Annotated in this window: 20 protein-coding genes and 2 pseudogenes; 13 read left to right on the top strand and 9 right to left on the bottom strand. The window is 67.7% G+C overall.

Annotation, left to right across the window (positions count from 1 at the left end):
• Window positions 1–81 precede the first annotated feature (81 nt).
• From ACTWM8_RS19915 to ACTWM8_RS19905, 3 genes are all read right to left on the bottom strand, one after another.
• Complete coding sequence (locus ACTWM8_RS19915) at window positions 82–639, bottom strand: hypothetical protein (protein ID WP_446210374.1); 558 nt, start codon at window positions 637–639, stop codon at window positions 82–84.
• 247 nt (window positions 640–886) lie between these two features.
• Complete coding sequence (locus tag ACTWM8_RS19910; RefSeq protein ID WP_446210373.1) at window positions 887–1,684, bottom strand: CPBP family intramembrane glutamic endopeptidase; 798 nt, start codon at window positions 1,682–1,684, stop codon at window positions 887–889.
• A 146-nt stretch (window positions 1,685–1,830) separates the two neighbouring features.
• On the bottom strand, window positions 1,831–2,364 hold the full coding sequence (locus tag ACTWM8_RS19905; protein WP_446210372.1) for an integrase core domain-containing protein: 534 nt from the start codon (window positions 2,362–2,364) through the stop codon (window positions 1,831–1,833).
• Between the two features lie 442 nt (window positions 2,365–2,806).
• Here ACTWM8_RS19905 and ACTWM8_RS19900 point away from each other — a divergent pair.
• Window positions 2,807–3,082 (top strand): annotated as a pseudogene (locus tag ACTWM8_RS19900) (WYL domain-containing protein); the annotation flags it as partial.
• Between the two features lie 197 nt (window positions 3,083–3,279).
• Here the strand turns inward: ACTWM8_RS19900 and ACTWM8_RS19895 are convergent.
• Window positions 3,280–3,531 carry a hypothetical protein gene (locus tag ACTWM8_RS19895; RefSeq protein ID WP_446210371.1) on the bottom strand — a complete coding sequence of 84 codons (252 nt, stop codon included), beginning with the start codon at window positions 3,529–3,531 and terminating at the stop codon, window positions 3,280–3,282.
• Between the two features lie 115 nt (window positions 3,532–3,646).
• Complete coding sequence (locus ACTWM8_RS19890) at window positions 3,647–4,786, bottom strand: ROK family protein (protein WP_446210370.1); 1,140 nt, start codon at window positions 4,784–4,786, stop codon at window positions 3,647–3,649.
• Window positions 4,787–4,978: 192 nt separating this feature from the next.
• Between ACTWM8_RS19890 and ACTWM8_RS19885 the strand changes: the two genes are divergently transcribed.
• The 9 genes from ACTWM8_RS19885 to ACTWM8_RS19845 all read left to right on the top strand — a co-directional run bounded on the left by ACTWM8_RS19885 (window position 4,979) and on the right by ACTWM8_RS19845 (window position 15,009).
• On the top strand, window positions 4,979–6,076 hold the full coding sequence (locus ACTWM8_RS19885) for an ROK family protein (protein WP_446210369.1): 1,098 nt from the start codon (window positions 4,979–4,981) through the stop codon (window positions 6,074–6,076).
• 28 nt (window positions 6,077–6,104) lie between these two features.
• Window positions 6,105–7,430, top strand: a complete 1,326-nt coding sequence (locus ACTWM8_RS19880; protein ID WP_446210368.1) for a M20 family metallopeptidase — start codon at window positions 6,105–6,107, stop codon at window positions 7,428–7,430.
• Between the two features lie 4 nt (window positions 7,431–7,434).
• Complete coding sequence (locus tag ACTWM8_RS19875) at window positions 7,435–8,562, top strand: substrate-binding domain-containing protein (protein ID WP_446210367.1); 1,128 nt, start codon at window positions 7,435–7,437, stop codon at window positions 8,560–8,562.
• 108 nt (window positions 8,563–8,670) lie between these two features.
• Entirely contained in the window at window positions 8,671–9,846 is a 1,176-nt protein-coding gene (locus tag ACTWM8_RS19870; protein WP_446210366.1) for a substrate-binding domain-containing protein, read from the top strand.
• A 56-nt stretch (window positions 9,847–9,902) separates the two neighbouring features.
• The gene (locus ACTWM8_RS19865; protein ID WP_446210365.1) at window positions 9,903–10,874 is read left to right on the top strand and encodes an ABC transporter permease; all 972 of its coding nucleotides are present in this window, start codon (window positions 9,903–9,905) and stop codon (window positions 10,872–10,874) included.
• A gap of 12 nt (window positions 10,875–10,886) precedes the next feature.
• Window positions 10,887–12,116, top strand: coding sequence for an alanine racemase (locus tag ACTWM8_RS19860; RefSeq protein ID WP_446210364.1), 1,230 nt, complete (start codon window positions 10,887–10,889; stop codon window positions 12,114–12,116).
• Between the two features lie 2 nt (window positions 12,117–12,118).
• A complete protein-coding gene (locus ACTWM8_RS19855; RefSeq protein WP_446210363.1) occupies window positions 12,119–12,910 on the top strand; it encodes an ATP-binding cassette domain-containing protein in 792 nt (263 codons plus the stop codon).
• An 85-nt stretch (window positions 12,911–12,995) separates the two neighbouring features.
• The gene (locus tag ACTWM8_RS19850) at window positions 12,996–14,189 is read left to right on the top strand and encodes an alanine racemase (protein WP_446210362.1); all 1,194 of its coding nucleotides are present in this window, start codon (window positions 12,996–12,998) and stop codon (window positions 14,187–14,189) included.
• A gap of 601 nt (window positions 14,190–14,790) precedes the next feature.
• Window positions 14,791–15,009: a hypothetical protein gene (locus ACTWM8_RS19845; RefSeq protein WP_446210361.1), complete on the top strand. Its 219-nt coding sequence runs from the start codon at window positions 14,791–14,793 to the stop codon at window positions 15,007–15,009.
• Between the two features lie 35 nt (window positions 15,010–15,044).
• On the opposite strand, the gene ACTWM8_RS19840 is transcribed toward ACTWM8_RS19845, so the two are convergent.
• Both ACTWM8_RS19840 and ACTWM8_RS19835 read right to left on the bottom strand, forming a co-directional pair.
• On the bottom strand, window positions 15,045–15,746 hold the full coding sequence (locus ACTWM8_RS19840) for an ATP-dependent DNA ligase (protein WP_446210360.1): 702 nt from the start codon (window positions 15,744–15,746) through the stop codon (window positions 15,045–15,047).
• Between the two features lie 613 nt (window positions 15,747–16,359).
• Window positions 16,360–17,556, bottom strand: a complete 1,197-nt coding sequence (locus tag ACTWM8_RS19835; RefSeq protein ID WP_446210359.1) for a hypothetical protein — start codon at window positions 17,554–17,556, stop codon at window positions 16,360–16,362.
• 223 nt (window positions 17,557–17,779) lie between these two features.
• Between ACTWM8_RS19835 and ACTWM8_RS19830 the strand changes: the two genes are divergently transcribed.
• The 3 genes from ACTWM8_RS19830 to ACTWM8_RS19820 all read left to right on the top strand — a co-directional run bounded on the left by ACTWM8_RS19830 (window position 17,780) and on the right by ACTWM8_RS19820 (window position 19,276).
• Window positions 17,780–18,439 (top strand): DUF6308 family protein, encoded by a 660-nt coding sequence (locus ACTWM8_RS19830; protein ID WP_446210358.1) that lies wholly within the window; start codon window positions 17,780–17,782, stop codon window positions 18,437–18,439.
• Window positions 18,440–18,810: 371 nt separating this feature from the next.
• Complete coding sequence (locus ACTWM8_RS19825; RefSeq protein WP_446210357.1) at window positions 18,811–19,059, top strand: hypothetical protein; 249 nt, start codon at window positions 18,811–18,813, stop codon at window positions 19,057–19,059.
• A gap of 94 nt (window positions 19,060–19,153) precedes the next feature.
• On the top strand, window positions 19,154–19,276 hold the full coding sequence (locus ACTWM8_RS19820; protein ID WP_446210356.1) for a hypothetical protein: 123 nt from the start codon (window positions 19,154–19,156) through the stop codon (window positions 19,274–19,276).
• Between the two features lie 22 nt (window positions 19,277–19,298).
• On the opposite strand, the gene ACTWM8_RS19815 is transcribed toward ACTWM8_RS19820, so the two are convergent.
• Both ACTWM8_RS19815 and ACTWM8_RS19810 read right to left on the bottom strand, forming a co-directional pair.
• Complete coding sequence (locus ACTWM8_RS19815; protein WP_446210355.1) at window positions 19,299–20,189, bottom strand: restriction endonuclease; 891 nt, start codon at window positions 20,187–20,189, stop codon at window positions 19,299–19,301.
• 417 nt (window positions 20,190–20,606) lie between these two features.
• Window positions 20,607–21,137, bottom strand: a pseudogene (locus tag ACTWM8_RS19810) (IS5 family transposase); the annotation flags it as partial.
• Between the last annotated feature and the right edge of the window lie 14 nt (window positions 21,138–21,151).

Genomic DNA, 21,151 nt, shown 5'->3' with positions numbered 1-21,151 from the left:
AGTGCGAATGTCAATACCTGAACACGGCGACGGCCCCCCGCGCACGAACCGGGGGCCGTCGTCGTGTTCTCGGAGTCCCAGCTACGGGTGTAGCCACTTCCACCCGGCGAGGCAGTTGCGGGTCTCAAAGATGGCGCCCTTGGGTACTTCGATCTCCATGTACGACGTCGCGTAGCCGCCGCCATCGAAGCCATATTCCGGCGGCAGGGACAGCCCCCACATGCAGTCGCTCGGGCCCGTACCCCCGTCAGTCGCCCACGTTCCCGGCTCGGCGTGGTCATCCTTCTCGCACCACTCGACGTTCTTGCAGCTGGACCCGGCGACGTAGTAGCCACACTTGTCGGGCTTGTCGTCGATGCAGTCGCCTCCCTCGTCCGTCATCGTCGTCGGCAGCTTCGGCGTGTAGCTCGGCGAGCTGCTCGGTGACGGGGTGGGCGAGGCGCTGGGCGTGGCGGCCAGGGTGGTGGCGGCAGCGGTGGGAGATGCAGCCGCCGCTTCGCGATTCGCCGCCTCCGGCTGATCAGAGCCACGTCCGAGCGCGAAACCGACGGCGACGATGAGGACGGCAACAGCGACGGCAGCTGCGGCGATGAGGAGCCGGCGTTTGCCGGCTGGCGCAGCCGCGGTGGGTTCGGTCATGCGCGTGGACCTTACTGATCATCAGCGGGGTCGGTTGCCCTCAGACAAGCAGTGTCTATAACAGGACCAAGATCAGGACTCGGTCGCCCTTCGGATGCCGTCAGAAGGCGCGGACGACGGTGATGGTGACGTTGGGACAGAAGTTGGCCCAGCTGGTCAGGGGTTCTTCTCGTCGGTGATGGCAGCGGGTGTCGGCGTCAAGGTGCCGTGTTGGAAGCGCCGACGTTGGTGCGCCAACGACCGGCCGTCAGGGTTGCTGGGCGGTGACTGGTTCGATGTGGTGCCGGCGTGCCAGTACGACGATGGCCAGGACCGCCATGGTGACGATGGCCAGGAGTGAGAGGAGGTAGGGCTTGCCCGGGATTACCTGGGCTGAGATGAGGGAGAAGTCCCACATTCCGTGGATGATGGCCGGCACGGTGATGCCGCCGGAGCGGCGTCGGATGAGGTAGAGGAAGTAGCCGGCGACCATGGTGGTCAGTACCTGGGCGAAGGCTACGGCACCTACGGTGAGCAGGTTGGTGGCGTGGGCGAGGGCGAAGATGACCGTGGACCACAGGGCGACCTTTCCTTCGGTGAACCCGGTGGAGCGGAACACGGTCACCCCGAGCCCACGGAATATCAGTTCCTCGCTGGCGCCGATCAGCAGTGCGGAGAGCAGGAGTGTCAGGGTGAAGGTGGCGCCCTTGGTGGCGAGGGCGCCGTAGTCGGTCACGATGAGAGCGCAGGTCGCCATGCCGATGGGCACGACCACGACCCAGCGCTGGACCGGATGGTTATCCCGCAGGACCGGCGGCCACCAGCGAAGCCAGGAGATGGCCGCGATCACCAGCACGACGGAGACCGCCTCCGGAACCGTGATGCTGCGCCACATCTCGTCCAGCGTTCTGGGCGCGGCGTACCTCGTTTCCAGGCCACTGGTCAGGGTCAGTGCCAGCCCGTGGAGCACGACCAGGTAGGCGACGACCATGCCGACGAACGCGACCACGGATAGGCGTCGGCTGTCCGCCGGCAGGAGGTGCCGCGAGTTCGACGGCGGCGTCATGCCACCCTCTGTTCCTTCATACCGAGTCAGGTCCACGCCTCGCCGCCGTATCACGGCGCCGGCTACCCCGCTTCGGCCGAGTCATTCCGGCCTGTACCGTGCCAAAACTCTGTTTAAGGCTGTGTGCTGGAGATTTGCCTGGCGGATCAAGCGGCTCGACGATATTCGTTGATGACGCCGCCCAGGACGCGGCGTCGCCGGATCGGCTTGTCGATCGCGACGACCGCGTCGGGGTCGTAGTCGGGTGGATCCTGCTCCAGGCTCTGGTGGTGGGGCCGGTGCCGGACGAAGTGGTCCTCGTAATCGCGCAGCACGGTGCGGGCGTGCTGTTCGTTGTAGATAAGGACCCGGTCGGTGCACTCGGCCCGGACGCTGCGCACGAAGCGTTCCGCGTACGCGTTCGCCCGAGGCGTGCGTGGCGGTGTCTTCACCACGTCGATGCCTTCGGCGGCGAACACGGCGTCGAACATCGGCGTGAACTTGGCGTCGCGGTCACGAACCAGGTACCGGAAGGCGTTGATCCGGTCGCCGACATCTATCAGCAGGTTGCGGGCCTGCTGGGTAGTCCAGGCGGCGGTCGGGTGGGCGGTGACGCCGACGATGTGCACCCGCCGGGTCGTGATCTCCATGACGAACAGCACGTACAGGCGTCGCAGCGTGATGGTGTCGAGGTGGAACAAGTCGTCGCCAGCAGCCCGGAGGCCTGGGCCCGCAGGAACATCCGCCAACTGGTGTCGATCTCACGCGGGGCAGGGCCGACCCTCGATCGGGCGAGGATGCGACGGATGGTGCCGGTGCCGACCCGATGGCCGAGCCCGACGAGTTCACCGTGGATGCGCCGGTGCCCCCATCCCGGGTTCTCCGCGGCCAGCCGCAGAACCAGGTCACGGATGTCATCACTGATCGGTGGTCGTCCGGGCCGGTTCGGGTAGGTCCAGTGCCGGCGGACCAGCCGGCGGTGCCAGGCCAGCAGGGTGGCCGGGGTGACGATCCGATGTTTCCACAACTCCCACAGCAGCGCCCGGACCAGCGCGGACAAAACCGTCCGCTCCGGCCACGACAGCCGCGGCCGACCAACCTGACGCCGCAGCACCGCCACCTCGTGACGCAGCACCAGCAACTCTGCGGCCATCGCCGACTTGCTGCGCGTGGCCAGCGGCAACCAGCCGAACACCCGCACCACACTCAGGTACAGCAGCCGAACCAACATCCCCGCCCTACTGCGTCACAGGCACGAAGCAGCAGCTCACGCCCTGTGCGACGAGTTTTGGCACGGCACAGGCCCGCCACCGACACCCGGTACAGCTCACGTACACCACCTGGCATGGCCACTCCAGCGAACGCGGCCTCGACCCGTACGGGCTGGTCTTCCACAACGGCCGCTGGTACGTCACCGGTCGCGACCACGCCAGCGGATCCGTGCGGACATTCCGACTCGACCGCATCGGCGCTATCCGCGCCACCGACGCGGCGTTCGAGGTGCCGGCCGGGTTCGACCCCACCGGACACGTCCTTGCCGGCCTGGCCTCGGTGCCCTACGCCCACGACGTCTCGGTCCTGCTGCACACCACGAGGTGCGCGCCCTGGCCGCCCGCCTACTCACCCACGCAGACGCAGGCGAGTAGACCGCCACAGCGGCCCGTCGACGTTGGTACTCCGGCTCTGAGTTCGGCGGGCCGTTCGATGGTGAAGGGCCAGCCGAGCACGGCCAGCATCTGGGCGGCGCCGTCGAGGTGTTCGGCTCGGGTGGTCAGCCGCACTCCGTCGGCGACCTCGGTGAGCGTGCCGACCGATGGAGGGATCCGTCGCCGGGCCTGGGCGAGGCTTGCCCAGTGTTTGCTCTCCAACCGTTGCCCACCTGGGTGAACGCCACACCAGCGCATAGCACGGGGCCTGGGTAGACACGCGCAGAGCACAGGTCAAGCTGGTGGGCGCTCGCAGGCCCGCCCGGCCTGACGGTCGTCACGAGCCGAGGCGTGCCGTGAAGACGGCCTCTCGGGCGAGGGCCACGCCCGTCGCGATTGCCCCGCGTAGCACAGCCTCGGTGCCCAGTTCGCCCACCGCCAGCCTTGGACGCAGCGGAGTGATCCGCCGCAGCGCGCTCTGCAGGTCCGGCTCGAGCATGTCGAGGTTCTGCCCGACACCTCCACCGATGACGATCAGCTCAGGGTCGAGGAAGGCGCACACGGCGGCAACGAGCTGCGCGAGTCGCTCGGCCTCGCGCCGCACGGCAGCCAGTGCGGGCTGAATCTCCTCACGGGCTGCGGCGAAGACCGCTGCGGCCGTGAGCGGGCCGGACATGCCAGCCGCGCGGGCGTAGGCGACGACGGCGTCCGCGGCCAGAGCCTCCTCCAACATCCCACGGTCGGGATTGCGTGCCTGGTCGTAAGGGGGTTCGCCCAGGGGGATGTATCCCACCTCGCCGGCGGCGCCGGAAAAGCCACGATAGATGTGACCGTTCAGGACGAGACCCAGACCGACTCCCGTGCCGATGTGCAGGTAAGCAAACTGGTTGACCCCTCGACCGGCGCCCTCACTGTGCTCACCGAGGGCAGCCAGGTTCGCGTCGTTGTCGATCGTGAGCGGAGTGCCTATCTGGGTCGTGAGGGATTCGGCGAGGCCGGGCCGTTGCCAGTCGGGGATGTTGGCCGCGTAGGCGACCTGGTCCTGTTGCGGCCGGAAGACACCCGGGGAGCCGATCACGGTGTGGGTGATGGCGGCCGGGGGCAAGCCCGCTTTGGTGGCCGCATCCGCGACCCCGGTGCTGACGAGCTGTACCAGGGCCCAGGCGGATCGAGCGTCGTTGCGGACATCGATCCGGCTGAGCTGTTTGCTGGCGAGGTCGGTGACGATCAGACGCAGCCAGTCGTGGCCGATGTCTACGGCAGCGACAGCACCGGCGGCGGCGTCCGCTTCGTACAGCTGGGCCGGGCGGCCGTGCGCGGTCTCGGGCCGACCGGCGACCCGCGCCAGACCCGCCTCCTTCAGATCAGTCAGGGCCGCGTTGACGGTCGGCTGGGACAGGCCAGCGTCCCGGGCTAGCTGCGGGCGGGTGGCCGGACCGTTCTCGAAGAGGCGGTCGAGCAGTAGCCGCTGGTTCATCGTCCGCAGCAACGACGGAGCCGCAGCGGCCGTGAGGCCTCCGGGGGTCTGGCCATCGGGCCGCATCTTGCCCTCCAGGTATGGGGTTCGGATGAGGAGCTTAGGGAGCGGATGAGCAGTCTAGGTAACGGAAGGATCTCAGGTCCTCGCGGTCCTTGACTCCTGAAGATACTTTAATAAATGCTCCTTAACATGTTGCACCCCGATCAGACGCCGCAGGCGGCTCGACCTTCGAATGCGGTCATCGGCGTCGACTTCGGCGGCACCAAGATCGACGTGGCGCTCGCGGGCACCTCCGGTGCCGTACTGGAACAGCGGCGGCTGCCCACGCGGGCGAGCGAAGGGCCCGATCAGGCGATCGACCGGGTGGTTCAAGCGGTCCGGGAGCTGACCGAAGGTGCCGCACAGCGCGGAACCACAGTTGTCGGGCAGGCAGCGGTTTGCCCTGGAGTGATCCAAGAGGACCGCATCCTGCTGGTGCCCAACCTTCCCGGCTGGGAGGACCTGGCTATCAGCCGCCGGCTCGCAGAGGCGCTCGGAGTCGACTCCATCCCTGTCTGGAACGACGTCCGGGCCGGGGCGCTCGCCGAGCTTGTGCACGGCAACCTTCGTGGGGCAGATCCGGGCGTCTACCTCAGTCTGGGTACAGGTATCGGGTCCGCGGTCACCATTGACGGCAATGTGCTGGCGGGCGCGCATCAGGCGGCAGGTGAGATCGGTTACGTCGGGATCGAGATGGCCCCATCCTCGTCAGCGGAGCGGGCTCCACTCGAGGAGATCGTCGGGGGCAAGGCGCTCGGGGAGCGGGCGTCGCGCCTGCTGGGCGAGCACATCGACGCCGAGGTCCTGTTCACCCGCAAGGATCCCGAGGCGCAGCAGATCCTGCACCACGCCCTCGGCGTATTGGCTGCCGCGGTGGCGAACATCGCCGTCCTGCTTGACCCCGCCCGGGTCGTCGTCGGCGGGGGAATGATGGCCTCCGCTGCGCCGGTTCTGTCGGTCCTGCGGGCCCAGCTCAACCGCACGGTGCCCTTCCCGCCCGACGTCCTAGCGGCGCGGTTCACCAAGGACGCCTCACTGCACGGGGCTATCACGCTTGCGCTGCGTGCCGCCGGATGTCTGCCCGAACTCCTCCCCGACACCAGCGGCGCTGCCTCCTGCACCACCACGACCGCCGCGGATGTGCCGGGAGATGGACCGGCAGCCAGCGGTGCTGCGCCTCGGCACGGGCTGCCGGGTGTCGACACGGACCCGCCGCCGGGCCTCAACCAGGCCACCCTTACCCACTGACTTCACCGACCAACACGGAGCTGTCCCCATGAACCTCAACGACGAGCTTGTTGCGCGCGTGAACGCGGCCAGGGACGACGTCACCGCGGTCAGCATCCTGCGCGGCTTGGTGTCGATCCCGAGCGTCACGGGCAACGAGGAAGCGGCCGCGAGGTGGGCTGCCGACCAGTTGCGCGAGGTCATGTCGTCCGTCGAGGTCGACGTGTTCGCGCCGAACCGAGCGAACACCTGGGCCACCTGGGGCTCTGACCTCGGATCGCCCGAGCGGGGGCTGCTGTTCCTTGGTCATCTCGACACCGTGCACGTGCGTGGCTGGGAGGAGCACTGGGCCGGGACCGCAAGGGAAAGTCCCTACGCCGCGCCGATCATCGACGGGGCGGTGTGGGGCCGCGGCGTCGCCGACTGCAAGGGTGGCATCGCTGTCGTCATCGCCGCCCTGCGGCAGCTGCACCGGGCGGGTCTCGAACCCGTTAGGCCCGTGACGGCTCTGTTCGTTGCCGACGAGGAGAGCGGCGAGGAGGGTTCCGGAACCAGCGAAGGGATCCGGCGGGCGATCGCCGCCGCCGCCGACGGCCGGATGCCGATCCGCGCGGACCTGGCGATCTACGGCGAGCCGACGACCATGCAGGTCTTCAGCTCGCACATGGGCTTCTTCATCACCGACGTCGTCCTCACTGGCAAGTCGGCCTACTTCGGGACGCCGGAGCTGGGCGTCGATGCGCTGCGCGCCGGGGACGAGGTCTTACGGGCTCTGTGGGCGCATGACGAGGACCTGCGCAGCCGGCCGGCGGACCCCCTCATCGGCACTCCGTCGCTGCTGGTAACCGGCGTGACCGGTGGAGGCTCGGTTGCTGTGCCGGGAGAGTGCCGGCTGAGCATCATCCGAAAGCTCACCCCCGTCGAAGACCTCGCCACGGCGCGCGATGAGCTGGAGTGGGTCATCCGCGATGCGATCAGCGACAAGCGGATCGCGGTCAGCACGTCCTACCCGGCGAGCCGCGACCATGAGCTGGGCGGCACGGCCCTGGTCACCGACCCCGAGCTTGAGCCGGTGCGGCGGCTGCAGCAGACCGTCAAGCAGCACCTGCCGGACCGCGGTGACATCGCCGCTGGGCCGTACTGGTCGGAGGGGCCGTTCCTCCGCAGGGACCTCGGCATCCCGACGGTCTACCTCGCGCCCGGAGACATCAGCCACTGCCACACATTCGAAGAGCACGTGAAGGTCGACGAGTACCTCGCCGCCGTGTCGGTCTACCTGCAGTTCATCGTGGAGTACTGCGGCGTCCGCGACCTGGGCCGTACGGCCGAGACCTCACAGCATTCCACCTCAATCAGCCCAGGTTGCGAAGGGTAACGAGATGAACCACAAGAGGATGAGCCTCGGCGTCGCCGCGCTCGTTGCCAGCCTGGCCCTCGCCGCGTGCGGTGGCGCGCCGGGCGGCGGAGACTCGGCCGGCTCCGCGGTGGCGTCGAACACCGTCATCGACAAGAAGATCACCGGGACGGTCGGCCCGAAGGGCGAACAACCCACCCGGGTGGCCGATCTCACCCTGACTGACGCTGAGGTGGCCCAGGTCAAGGGGCGCCATTACAAAGCGGCTCTGCTGTGGCACGAGATGTCCGCGTGGTCGAGCGCGGTACAGCAGGGCGCGCTGGACGAGTTCAGCCGCCTGGGTATCGAAGTGGTCGCCACCGCGGACGCGAAGTTCGACCCGGCGACCCAGGCCAACCAGATCGAGAACGCGCTGGCCCGCAAGCCGGACGTGATCCTCGGCCAAGCGGTTGATCCGACCACCGGTGCCGCCGCATACCAGCCCGCCGTGGACAAGGGCGTGAAGCTGATCTACGCCGACCAGGCGCCGGACGGCTACACCTACGGCAAGCAGTACCAGGCCATCGTCACAGGTGACCTCTTCCAGCTCGGCAAGCGCGCCGCCGAGGCGCTCGGCACGGCCATGGGGGGCAAGGGCGAGGTGGGGATCCTCTTCTACGACGCCCAGTTCCACGTCACGAACATGCGTGACGCCGCCTTCAAGCTGACGCTCCAGCAGAAGTTCCCCGACATCAAGATCGTGGCGCAGCAGGGCTTCTCGGACCCGAACAAGGCCGAGGACATCGCCAGCGCGGTCATCGCTCAGCACCCGAACCTCGGCGGCATCTACACCAGCTGGGCACAGCCGGCCCAGGGTGTACTCGCCGCCCTCAACAATGCGGGCAACACGACGACGAAGCTCGTCACGCTCGACCTGGATGACACCATCGCCACCAACATGGTCGCCAAGGGCGCCACGGTCGCGATCATCTGCGACAAGGCGTATGAGTTCGGCAAGGCTATGGCCGTCTCGGCCGCCTACTCGCTGCTCGGCAAGAAGGCGCCGGAGTTCGGCATCGTCGACGCGGTCACGGTGACGCGCGACAACATGGCCGAGGGTTACTCCGCGTGGAACCAGGACGTGCCCAAGGCCGTCAAGGAATCCCTCAACTAGTCGACGCGATTTCAGGCGCAGCAACGGTGCGCCCGGGATTTCCACCTGGCCGCAAAGGGCCGCCCTTTACACCGCCATCAGAACCCAACGAACAAGGAGCAAAACGTCATGAGGAGAGGTGTTATCGCCTCGATCGCCGCCGTCGCTGCGGCGGCACTGCTGGCATCCGGGTGCACGGTCGAGACCGCGGAGTCGCCGAAGGGCGACTCGGGTACCGCCGTCAGTTCGGTCGTGCAGACCGATTCGGGTGGCCTCAAGCGCTACATCTCACCCGCCCCGCTGGCCGACAAGATTGAGACGCGTGGGCCGGACGGGGAGACGCCGGTGTGGTACAGCGACCTGAAGCTGACCCCCGAGGAGGTGGAGAAGGTCAAGAAGGGCAAGTACCGCGCCGCGATCGTCTGGCACACCTTCTCCCCCTTCATGAACGCGCTCGCCAAGGGCGTGAAGGAGACCTACGAGGCGCTGGGCGTCGAGGTCGTGGCCACCACGGACGCGACCATGGACCAGCCGAAGCTGGCCAACGACGTGCAGAGCGTGCTGGCCCTCAAGCCCGACGTCATCGTGACCATCGCGCTCGACCCCGTGGCGGACGTCGCGACCTTCAAGCCCGCGGTCGACCAGGGCGTCAAGCTGGTGTTCGCGAGCGTCAAGCCCAAGGACTTCAAGGCCGGCAAGGAGTACGTCAGCCTCGTGACCTACGACCTCAAGGGGCTGGGCGACGTGACCGCCACCGCCCTCGGCGAGGATCTGGGCGGCAAGGGCAAGATCGGACAGATCTTCTTCGACGCCAACTTCTTCGTGGTCAACGAGCGCGAGAAGGCGTTCGAGGAAACGCTGAAGTCGAAGTACCCCGGCATCGAGGTCGTGGAGCGGGCGCCGATGGCGGACCCGGCCAAGGTGGAGGACATCGCAGCGGCGATGATCGCCAGGCACCCGGACATCAAGGCCATCTTCGCGCCGTGGGACACCGCCGCCGAGGGCGTGGTCGCCGCCCTACGCAACGCCGGCCGCGAGGACATCGGCGTCTACACGATCGATCTGGGCAACACGAACGCCCTCGACATGGCCAAGGGCGGCCTGGTCAAGGAAATGACGTCGACCCTGGCGGTCGAGTTCGGCAACACGCTGGCCATCGCCGGCGCCTACGGCCTCCTCGGCAAGCAGGCTCCCCCGATGGCCGTCGTGCCGGCCTTCCCCGTGACGAAGGACGTCCTCAAGCAGGGCTGGGAGTCGACGTTCGGCGTCACCCTGCCCTCGGACATCGCCGCCGCCGGCAAGTAACCCGGCAACCACCCGCCCCGACAGCTGTCGCAGCACACCTAGAAGGAGCACCGCAAATGACCGTCAGCACGCAGGTGAGCCCGAGGGGGTGGATGAAGAGGTTCGACACCAAGAACTACGTGGTCTACGTCGGATTCGTGCTGGTGTTCGTGTTCTTCGCCGCCACCCAAACCCAGTACTTCCTCACGCCGACGAACCTTTCGAACATCGTGATCCAGGCCGCGCCGGTGACCGTCATGGCGATCGGCATCGTCTTCGTACTCAGCGCCGGCGAGATCGACCTGTCGATCGGTTCGGTCGTGGCCCTATCCGCGCTGACCGCCGCCGTCACCGTGCGGGCGACGGACCAATGGTGGCTCGCAGTGCTCGCCAGCCTGGCCGTCGGCGCGGCCGTCGGCCTGCTCAACGGGATGTTCGTGACCCTCGTGCGGCTGCCGTCCTTCCTCGTCACCTTGGCCACGATGGGGCTGGTGGCGGGTCTCGCCCGGCAGCTGACCAACCTGCAGTCGGTCCCCGTGACCGACAACACGCTGGTCTGGATCTTCGGCGGCGGCGAGCTCCTGGGCATCCCAATCCTTGTCTGGTGGACCGTGGCGGCCGTCGGCATCGGCTGGGCCCTACTGCGGCAAATGCGGTACGGCGCGCACGTGCTCGCCGTCGGCAACAACGCCTCGGCGGCAAGGGTGAGCGGCATCAAAGTGAACCGGGTGCGTGTCATGGTGCTCGTGGGGAGCGCCATGACCGCCGCGGTCGCTGGGCTGCTGTACGCCGGCAGGCTCCAGGGAGCCCGGTACACCCTGGGCGAGGCCGACCTGATGACCGTCATCGCTGCGGCAATCGTCGGCGGTACGAGCCTGTTCGGTGGCAAGGGGTCCATCGTCGGTGCGCTGATCGGAAGCCTGCTGATGAGCATGCTCAACAACGGTCTGGTCCTCGCCGGGCTGACGGTCTCCCAGCAGATGGTGGCCCGGGCGGTCATCATCCTCGTCGCCGTGTCCTTCTCGCTGCGCGGCAAGAAGAACCAGTAAGGAGAACTCCCCATGTTCCTTGACCTTCTCCGCCGCCGGAACCCCGCGCTGCTCGAGGCGGCGGCGAGACTGCACCGCGACGGCGAGCTGCCCCCCAACTGCTACGCCATCGACCTCGACGCGGTAGGTCGCAACGCGGCGACGATCCGCGCCGAGGCGGACCGGCTCGGGCTCAAGGCGTTCGCGATGACGAAGCAGATCGGACGTAACCCCGACGTGTCCCGCCGACTGGTCGAGTCGGGAATCACCCACTCTGTAGCGGTCGACCTGGAGTGCGGCGTAGCCGCGGCGTCAGGCGGCCTTCGCACCGGGCACATCGGGCATCTGGTCCAGATCCCGCGCCACGCGGCCCGCGACGCGGCGACGCTGCAGCCGCTGTACTGGACCGTCTTCAACGACGAGAAGGCCCGGGAGGCTGGTGCGGCGGCCCAGGCCCTCGGCCGTACCCAGGACCTGCTGGGGCGGATCGTCGCGCCCCAGGACCGCTTTTACCGCGGTCACGAGGGCGGCTTCCCGGCCGAGGACGTCGTGGCCGTCGCGGAGCGGCTCGACTCCCTGCCCGGTGCCCGGTTCGCGGGTATCACGACGTTCCCGACCGCGCTGTTCGACGCGAAGGCCGGCACGGTACGCACCACGCCCAACCTGGAGACCCTGCGCGCGGCGGCCGCCGCGCTTCGCGCCGCAGGGCGCGAGGACATCGAGCTGAACGCGCCCGGGACGACGTCCACGGCCATGCTCGAGCTCCTAGCCGAAGCTGGGGCCACACAGATCGAGCCCGGTCACGGCCTCACCGGTACGACGCCATGGCACGCGGTCGAGGACCTCGTCGAGGAGCCAGCAATCGTCTATGTCAGCGAGGTCTCCCACCTGTGGGACGACTCGGCCTACGTGTTCGGCGGCGGCCTGTACGTCGACCCCGTCCTCGGCCGCGCCCACACCTCGGCACTGGTCGTGACCCGTGACGGCGCGGATGCAGGCGTCGACCAGGCACCGGTCCTGCAGGTCGACATGCCAGCGCCAGAGGCCATCGACTACTACGCCACCATCCCCCTCGACGGGCAGCGCGTCGCCGTCGGCGACACCGTGCTCTTCGGATTCCGCCCCCAGGTGTTCGTGACCCGCGGGCTCACCGCCGGAATCTCGGGCATCTCCACCGGCACGCCGCAGGTCGAGGGCATCTGGGCCGCCAACGGTTCGGCGCCGCTGCGCGCCGATGATGTAGTCGCTCGCGGAAGGAGCTGACGATGAACGCAACATCGGTCTCGAAGGAGCCCGGGATCATCCACGAGACGTCCGCGCCGCCGCTGCGCCTGGCCGGACTGTCGAAACACTTCGGCGGCGTCGTTGCCGTCAACCGGTTCGACCTCGAGGTGGCCGCAGGCGAGATCGTGGCACTCGTCGGCGACAACGGAGCCGGCAAGTCGACTCTCGTGAAAATGATCTCCGGCCTGTACCAGCCGAGCGAGGGTGAGATCTGGCTCGGCGGCAAGCAGGTCGCCTTCAACGACGCCTCCGACGCCCGGCGTCAGGGTGTCGAGGTGGTCTACCAGGACCTTGCCCTCGTCGACGATCAGCCCGTCTACATGAACATGTTCCTCGGACGTGAACTGGTGAAGGGACCGCTGCGCCTACTCGACCGCAAGCGGATGGCACGCGAGACCCAACAGCTCGTCGACTCCCTTGACGTGCGTATCCCTTCGGCCAAGGCCACGATCAGAGAGCTGTCCGGCGGGCAGCGCCAGGGCGTGGCCATCTGCCGGGCGACGCACTGGGCGAGCAGCCTAGTCCTGATGGACGAGCCGACCGCCGCCCTCGGCGTCGCGGAGACGGCCAAGGTGGAGGAGCTGATCCTGCGGCTGCGCGATCGGGGCGCCGCCGTCCTGGTCGTGAGCCACAACCTGGACCAGGTTTTCCGTATCGCGGACCGGATCACCGTCCTGCGCCGGGGCGTCCAGATCGGCACCCGGGCCAGTGCGACGACCGACAAGAACGAGATCGTCTCGATGATCACAGGCCTGCAGGAGGCCGACGGCTGAGCTGCCCGGGCGGTCGACCCCTCAACCCAGACAGCTCACCCCGCCGGCACCAACGGCCCCAGCACACGCTCACACGGAGACACGGATGTTCCTCAACAACCTGGTATCCCAGAACCCGGCGTTCGCGCGCGCCGCAATCGAGCTGCACCAGTCCGGACAGCTGCCCCCGGACACGTACGTGATCGACCTCGACATGCTGGGCACGAACGCGGAGACGCTGTGCGCGGAAGCGCACCGGCTCGGGCTCGACGTCATCGCCATGACCAAGCAGTTCGGGCGCAACCCGGTCGCGCTCGACAAGCTGCGTACCAGCGGCGTGGACTCCTTCGTGGCGGTCGACATGACCTGCGCCCGCGCCATCCGCGACGCCGGCCAGCCCGTCGGCCACGTGGGTCACCTGGTGCAGATCCCCCGGCACTCGGCCGGAGAGGCAGCGGCGATGGCGCCGCAGAACTGGACCGTGTTCGACGCAACCAAGGCTGAAGAGGCCGCAGCCGCGGCCGCAGCCCTCGGCCGAGACCAGCGACTGCTCGCGCGGGTCTACGACAACGAAGGGCTCGTCGTCGAGACGCACGCCGGCGGCTTCGACGCCGACGACATCGAAACCGTCGCCCAGCGTCTCGACGCGCTCGACGGCGCGCACTTCGGCGGCATAACCACCTACCCAGCACTCTCGTTCGACCGTTCCATCAACAAGGTCACCCCGACGCCAAACCTGCGCACGCTGGAGCGGACCGTCGAGCGGCTGCACAAGGCGGGCTGGACCGACGTGGCGGTGAACGGTCCGGGGGAGACCTCGACGGTCAACCTGGCCATGCTCGCCGACGCCGGCGTCACCCAAGTCGAGCCTGGTCACGGGTTCACCGCCACGGGTGCCTACCACGCGTTCGCGGAGCTGCCCGAACGCCCGGCCATGCTCTACCTCAGCGAGGTCAGCCACCTCGACGGTGACTACGCCTTCTGCTTCGGCGGCGGGCTGTACCTGTGCATCGGATCCGTCGACTACCAGCCACAGGCGCTCGTGGGTGCTGACTACGAGACGGCGGTGCGGCAGCGGGTGGACGCCACGCTCAGTCAGAATCACCAGGTCATCGACTTCTACGGCCGACTCGCGCAGACGCCCGAACGGTCCCTGCGGCCCGGTGACTCTGCGGTGTTCTGCTTCCGGGCACAAGCGTTCTACACCCGCAGCCTCATTGCCCCCGTCGCCGGCATCCAAACTGGAAATCCCCGTGTCGAGGGACTATTCACGGTCGACGGGCGGCAAGTGTCCGCTTGAGCCTTGGGCTTGTGTCGAAGTCGGTCCCCGGTCAGTGCGTGGCGAGGTAGTGCAGCAGCCTGGAGCGCCGGAATGATCACAGAGTGGAGGCGAAGTCCGGCCGGGTGTAGGTCCATCACCAGCGGCAGGATCAGGTGTTCGCCGTCACAGCCACTCTGTTGATGGCAGCGAGGTGGATGGTGGCCTCGTAGCACGGCGAGTTGTCGAAGCGGGTGGCGACTGGCCGGTTGCGCTTGAGACGGTTGATGCCGCACTCCACGGCGTGACGTAGTTCACGAGGATGGAACCCGGCATACGAGTTCTTGGCATCGGCTCGGGCGGAGCTGTGGGCTGGAGCCCCCCAACGCAACGCACCGCTGCGGGGACCGGTCGTGGGTGGCCTGCGGCCAAGGCTGCTCCACCTGCACGTGGCTGCGGCGAGCAGCCGAGCGGTGACCTCGCGACCTGTTCCCGCACTCGATCACGGTCAGCGGCAGCTGCAACGTGAGCAGGTCCTCAAGCGTGGCGGCACGTCCGTCGTTGTCGATAGTTCTGTGACCAGGGCTTACTGGTTCGGTCGAGCGCCGCGACGCCCGCTAGCGCAGCTACGACCTTCCCGGAGGTGATCATCTCCTACCGCAAGAACCACGACGGCAGCCCGCCACCGGCATGGAAGGAGGACCTGAACACCCGGCACCGCAGGGTCCGCGCGCAGGTCGAATATGCCCTGGCCAGGCTCAAGTGCTGGAAGCTCCTGCGCGAGTACACACGCGCCGCCCACACAATGGCTGATGCCGCTTCCGCCATCACCCACCGGCACAACATCGCCCTCGCCAGCTGAGCACCAGCGCGGCCACAAGGCGCGTCTTCACCGAGCTACGAGACGTTCCTTAGGCTGACCAGGCTGGTAACCGACGAAATCACGCGCAAGGCCCGGCGGCTGCTCGGGCTGGTGGCGCTGCCGGTGACGCCTCCGATGATCGCTTCCGTCGTACTGCGGGATTTGAGCTTGAACCAGCCGGCCTTTCCCGGCGTGTAGCGGCTGGCAAGGTCTTTGATCACGAGTCCTTCGATGCCGGCTGCGGCCCACTCCTGCAGCCAGCGGCGGGCCTCGGCGACGTCGAGGGTCTGGGGGCAGGTCAACAGCTGTGGCGGGCTGGAGGCGAGGAGCCGCGTCATGCGGGCCCGGCGCTGCACCAGCGGCCGATCGAGCATGCTCTCGCCGCCGGCGTCGGCCAACAGGTCGAACGCCACGAAGTGCGCTGGACGCTCGGCGGCTTCCCTTGTCAGGCCTCGTCCGGCTGTGATCCGCCGTTGCAGAGCGGTGAATGAGGTGCGACTGCGACCGGCGTCCCAGATGATCAGCTCGCCGTCGAGGACCACGCCGCGCGGCAGGTTGGCGCACAGGTGCCGAACGACGTCCGGGAAGTACGGGGTCAGGTTCTTAGCCTGTCGGCTGTGCAGCACGACCTGGTCGGCGGCGGCCGAGGCTAGGCATCGCCATCCGTCCCACTTGGGTTCGTAGGCAAGCTGCCGACCGGGGTGATCGGGCAACTCAGTGATGCCGGCTGCTCGCATGGGCTCGATCGGTTGCCCAGGTCATCCCCGGACGCTAGCTCACAACGCCTCTACCAGCGAAAACGCGAAATCCGAGATCCGGACGAGGAACACCAGCGGGGTGTGAACCGGCACGATAGTCCGCGGCCCGCGTCAATGCGGGAGCTGCCGCCCGGAGCCTTGAAGCCGTCAGCGCGATCCGTCCGATCGACCAGGCACCGAGGTGCCGGCCAATGTCGATTAGCAGGGCTGTGGGGGCGGTGTGGACTGTTGATCGATGGAGCGGGCCTTACTGAGTGGGTGGACTTTGACGGTCATCGGTTCCCGATCATTTGCTGATCAATATCGTGCGTCGGGGCGACCCGGTTTCGGCGGTCACCGAGTACCTCGCCCGGCGCCGGGATCTTGAATATCCGAAACTCCTGTGGGCGGGCCGGTCTTCGGCGCGGCCGAGGAGATCGAATCCTGAGCCTCGTGGCCGAGTGGCCGCAGGGCGCCCGAGACGCGCTCGGTTCCCACGTCCGACGACTGCACAGCGAGGCGCCGGACGGCCCGAAGCCGGTCTCGTCCTCGCCTGCTGTCCGATGGCGGCGATCGTGCCGTGGTGGCCGTTGGAGGTCCGCTGCTGGGTCGGTCAACCGGCCGGGATCTCAACCGCGCGGGGCCACGGCAGCGGCGTCGGGACTCGCACGTCGGCGGGCAGGTGAGCCACGAGGGTGGGCTGCAGGTGGCGCAGCTTCTCGCGCATCTTGCTCCAGGAACCGCGCGTCAGCCGTTGCACCGGACACAGGCAGTTGTTGTGGTCTTCGTGCGGGTTGAGCAGGGCGCGGACGCAGACGAAGGCGTCGTTGCCGTTGTCGGCGCGCAGCAGGCGCCACTGGCCGCGTCGCTGCTCTGGCGGCGTCGCGGCGAAGACCTCCGGGGTTTGGGGCAGGTACAGCATGTTGCCGTCGTGGCGGAGGAGGTAGAGCCGGTCGACGGGGTCGGTCTCGTTGGCCGGCGGCTGGTGGCTGGCGAGCCAGGCGACCGCGTCGTCGGCGCGGCCGGGTCCCGACAGGTACTCCGCCGGCAAGCGGGTCGTGACGTAGCGGGAGTCGAATCGCTCGACCTCGTAGTCGTCGGTTACGGCGCGGAGCAGGAGCCACCTCCACGAGGGATCCTCCTCGGTGGTGAGGTTCTCCGCCCGGGTGATCGCCCGTGCGCCGGTCGTCGGACTCCAGCCGATGGCGAGCACCTCGCGCTGGACCGGCGCGGGGTAACGCCTGCCGCCGGGGATGGCGACGCCCCAGGGTTGGTTGATGAATTCGGCCAGGTCATGCAGCCCGATCGTCGCGTCTACTGGGGTGTGGATGTGGTCCGGCCGGGCGTGGCTGAGGTGGTTCCGCATCTCGACGACCAGTCCTTCGTGTCGTCGGACCCGTTGCCCACGCAGCAGCCTGTGGTCTCGGGCCCACCGAAGCAGGTCGGTGAGCATTCCGCGGAAGCGCACCGGTCGGCCGTTGTCCGAGGGCAGAAAGAGCGCGTCCTTGTGGAGCCGCTCGGCGATGTCGTCGTACCTGTCGCTGGTCAGCGGCTGCGGGCGGCCTTCTTTATCGGTGAAGGGAATCGGCTGTCCGCGGTAGAACTCGGCGAACCGCGCACGCAGGGCTGGCTCGTCGAGACCGACGGCGGCGTCGGCGACGTCGGTGAATTGCTCGTAGTCGACCAAGCCGAGACTGTGCTTGTGACGAAGCCGCTCGAAGCTGTTCCGCAGGTCGGATGGCACCGCATCGGCCAGCACGGCGTCGGCGATTAGCGAACGCTGAAACGCGAGAGCGTCGTCCTGGTGCAACCATCGCGAGGCCGGCAGGGAGCGCGGCGGTCCTCATCCGCTAATGTATCGCCGCGGCAACGTGCAATGGATCTATCCACCGTTTCTGCGCGAACGTGAACAGCGCGACAGGTGGACGGCGATCTAGGCAACAGTGGCCGCACTGCAACGATGCGGCCGCCTGTACGGGGATTCTGAACGATCAGAAGACGCAATCCGAGCAGCAGCGAGAAAGGCGGCAGCCATGGCACCGATCATCGTCGCGGGAGTCCCGGAACCAGACCCGGCCAAGCGGATCATCGACTACGTGACCACTCGCGGAACCGGCGAGACGGTGCGCGCCTACGACCTGGGCGGGCAAGGCGATGCCTTCATCCTCACTGCTGAGGAGGTCACCCGGACAACAAAAATGAACTCGCGGATCAGCGAGAGCGAACGGGACTGGTTCGTGCGACGAGCGGCCGCGTGCGGCCCGCTGTGGCGCACAGTACCTCCGGACGCCCGGCTGGCCGACGCCGACCCCAGCGTCCGTGGCGGCCTGTACGACGACATGCTCGCCCTATTCGACTACTTCGATTCAGCGGGCGAACCAGGGATTGGCTACGGCAAGATCTCAAAGGTGCTGCACCTCAAGCGCCCGAACCTGTACCCGATTCTCGACTCCAAGCTCAGGGACGCGTACCGCGAGGCCGCAGCAGCCGCTGCGGACCGCTACCAGCAGCATCGGCCCGGGGTGCGCTGGTCGTTCTGGACCACCGTTCGGGACGACGTCCTCAACCCCGCCAATGTTGAAGCGCTGAAGGCGGTTCGTACAAAGATGCACGCCCACGAGAATGAACTAGTTCGACGCGCGGCCGGACTCAGCGATGTCCGGTTGCTGGACATCCTCGCCTGGCGCCGCTAGTCGCAGCGATGGTCCGCTAAGGACGACACTCGGTCGCCAATAGCCAGAGCAGCTGCGACTGGGCCCCGGTTTGTGGTCCATTCACCGCTGCACGTCGTCATCAGCGCTGGAGACGGTAGGAGCGGCAGAAGCGGAGGCATGGGATGGGGTCCCGGCAAGGATTTCCGCGGTTTTCGCGGCGAGATGGGCCGGCCTCGCAGCGTGGTCTCGCGTGTGCCGGCTCGACCACCCCTTGCCGCCGCCTTATTTGATCATGTCTGCGATCCTTCCCGGACCGAGTCCTCGGGATCGCCGATGAAGTCCGTTGCGTGAGGCCATGGCCGCTGCCGGCGAAGCCGCAGCTCACGCCGCGGCTAGATCCAAGTCGGGCGATGACGGACATCGAGAGGAGCGCGATGAACAGGCAAGAGTTTTTGGCTGCAGTAGCGGCAATCCACAAGGAGTTTCTGGACAGGTACGCCGACGACATACCACTGGATCCCGCCTACGTGAAGACTGATGGGCCGTCGGATTACAACGAGCACCACGCTACGGTCTCCGCGCCTCCCGAACTCGAGGACGAGTACAACGCGCGAGTGATGGCTCTGATCAAGGAGTACCAGGCGGGTCTCGACCAGTGATCTCCACTCGCCCTGTTGGCGCGGCACTGACGAGCTCCACCAGTATCCGGTCAACGAGGAGCGGCGTCTCGCCGAGCCGGCGGACAGCGCGAACGTGTACCTACTGGCGCAGGCCGGCGCGGACCTGGCCGGCTTCATCAGCCTGACCCCGCCGGAGGCGCCCCGCTACTTCGTCGAGCGACCCAGACGCCCGGTGGAACTGCCCGCAGGGACCTGAAGACGGGTAGCCGCATCAGCGGCTACAGCAGCCGCTTCACCTGCTTGAGCGCCTCACGGACCACCTGGTGGAAGTCTTCCCTGCGCCGGTCGGCTGGCGGCAACACATCGCCACCGTCTAGGGCGCGGCTCGCGCTAAGGAGCAGACTGGCCGCTTCGCCTGCGCTGCGACGAACTGCAGGGCGTCTGGACTGTGTCCGCTTGTGCATCAGCGCTGTCAGGTCGTTGATTTCCTGTCGCAGCTTTTCCAGTTCGCGCCTGTACCGGTCGGCTCGTGCCTGTTCGAAGAATCCCAGATTCCCGCCCCCGGGGCGGGCGCTGCTGGGAGCCAGCATGTGTGCGGCGCTGTTCTGAGCTAGAACTCGCCCATCCGCACTGTAGGCGAACAATGCCATGTTGGTGGCATTAGCCCACTCGAGGGCTTGCGGCGTATAGCCGCTGAGACTGTAGAAGAAGGGCTTAGCGGCTGCGGCCTGGCCCACGCCGAAGAGGTCACGAAGCGGGGGTTGGCCGACCGGCTGTGCCCAATGCTTCACCTGCGCCACGGCTCCCGTCGCCAGGACATCCACCCCCGAATCCGCACCGCCTCGAGTGCATCGAGCATCGGGGTAACCGAGCAGTCTCAGGTGCCACACAGCCAGCTCCTCGGCCTGCGTCCAATCGACCGCCGGTGGGCCGAGGTCGGACAGGCCTGCGGCGTCGGTTGTCGCGTGGTGCGACGTATCGCCCAGCGGCCCGCCTGCGACCGAGTCCCCCTCCGCGGCCGGCGCACCTTCGGCGGCCAGGGCCCGCCTCAGGCGGGCCAGCGCGGCCTGAGGCACGTCCTCGATTTTCAACCGCTCAGCGGGTGTGCGCAGCACCGCCGTGCCGTGCCCAGGCTTGCCGAAACGTGGTTGCAGTAGCTCGAGACTCACTGACCGTGCCGGAACTTTCAACGGCCGCGGACCGGCGGAGGCCAGGAGACCAACCGAAACGACGAGCATCCAGGCGTCGGCCACGAGGACGGCAACCGAGACACCACCATTGCGCCCTCGTGCAAGGGCCGTAACATGCCTTTTCGGGCCTAGCGCATCGAGGACCGCCTGGCTGTCGCGGATGTCCTTACAGCCCGACTCCTGAACAATGGCGCGGTTCGAGGATCGCTTGACAGCAAAGGCGACGGGCGCATCACCATGTTGTAGCGGAGACCGCTCACAAAGCGCCAGTGGCCAGTCGGCGCTTCCTGCGGCACATGTTCCTGGTTCCCATGCTGGTCACCACTCGTGATCCTGGATTCGATCGCAGGGCGAGTTGGTCGTTTCCAGGGAGGATCATGTCCATGGCGTCGGTGACGGCCAGGACTCGTTGACCCTGATCGCGTCCAGCAGCGCCAGTAGTTGTGGGTTGTCGCCGGCCTGGCCCGGGGTGAGCAGGATCGACAACGGCCGGCCACGACCATCGACCGCGAGGTCGATCTTCGTGCTCAGCCCGCCGCGGGACCGGCCGATGGCCTCGCCATCTTGCGCACCAGGCGTCGCCGCACTGGTCGGGGTGCCCCCTTTTTGCGGGCGCCAGCGGCATGCTGGTGCGCGCCCGCACGATCGACGAGTCGATGCTGATCGTCCACTGCACCGGTGTGCCGTCGTCGTGGACCTGCGCCGCTGCGAGGATCCGATCCCAGGTGCCGTCGGCGGTCCACCGGCGTAGGCGTTCGTGGCAGGTCTTCCACGGCCCGAAGCGTTCCGGCAGGTCACGCCACGGCGCACCCGTGCGCAGCTTCCACAAGATCCCGTTGATGACCTGCCGATGATCCCGCCACCGCCCCGAGCACCGCCCGGCTCGGGAAGCAGCGGCGCGATCACCGCCCACGCCTCGTCCGTCAACTCACCACGACATC

It is taken from the genome of Micromonospora sp. IBSANI012, from assembly GCF_052814045.1.
This window is presented reverse-complemented; position numbering and strand designations above follow the sequence as displayed.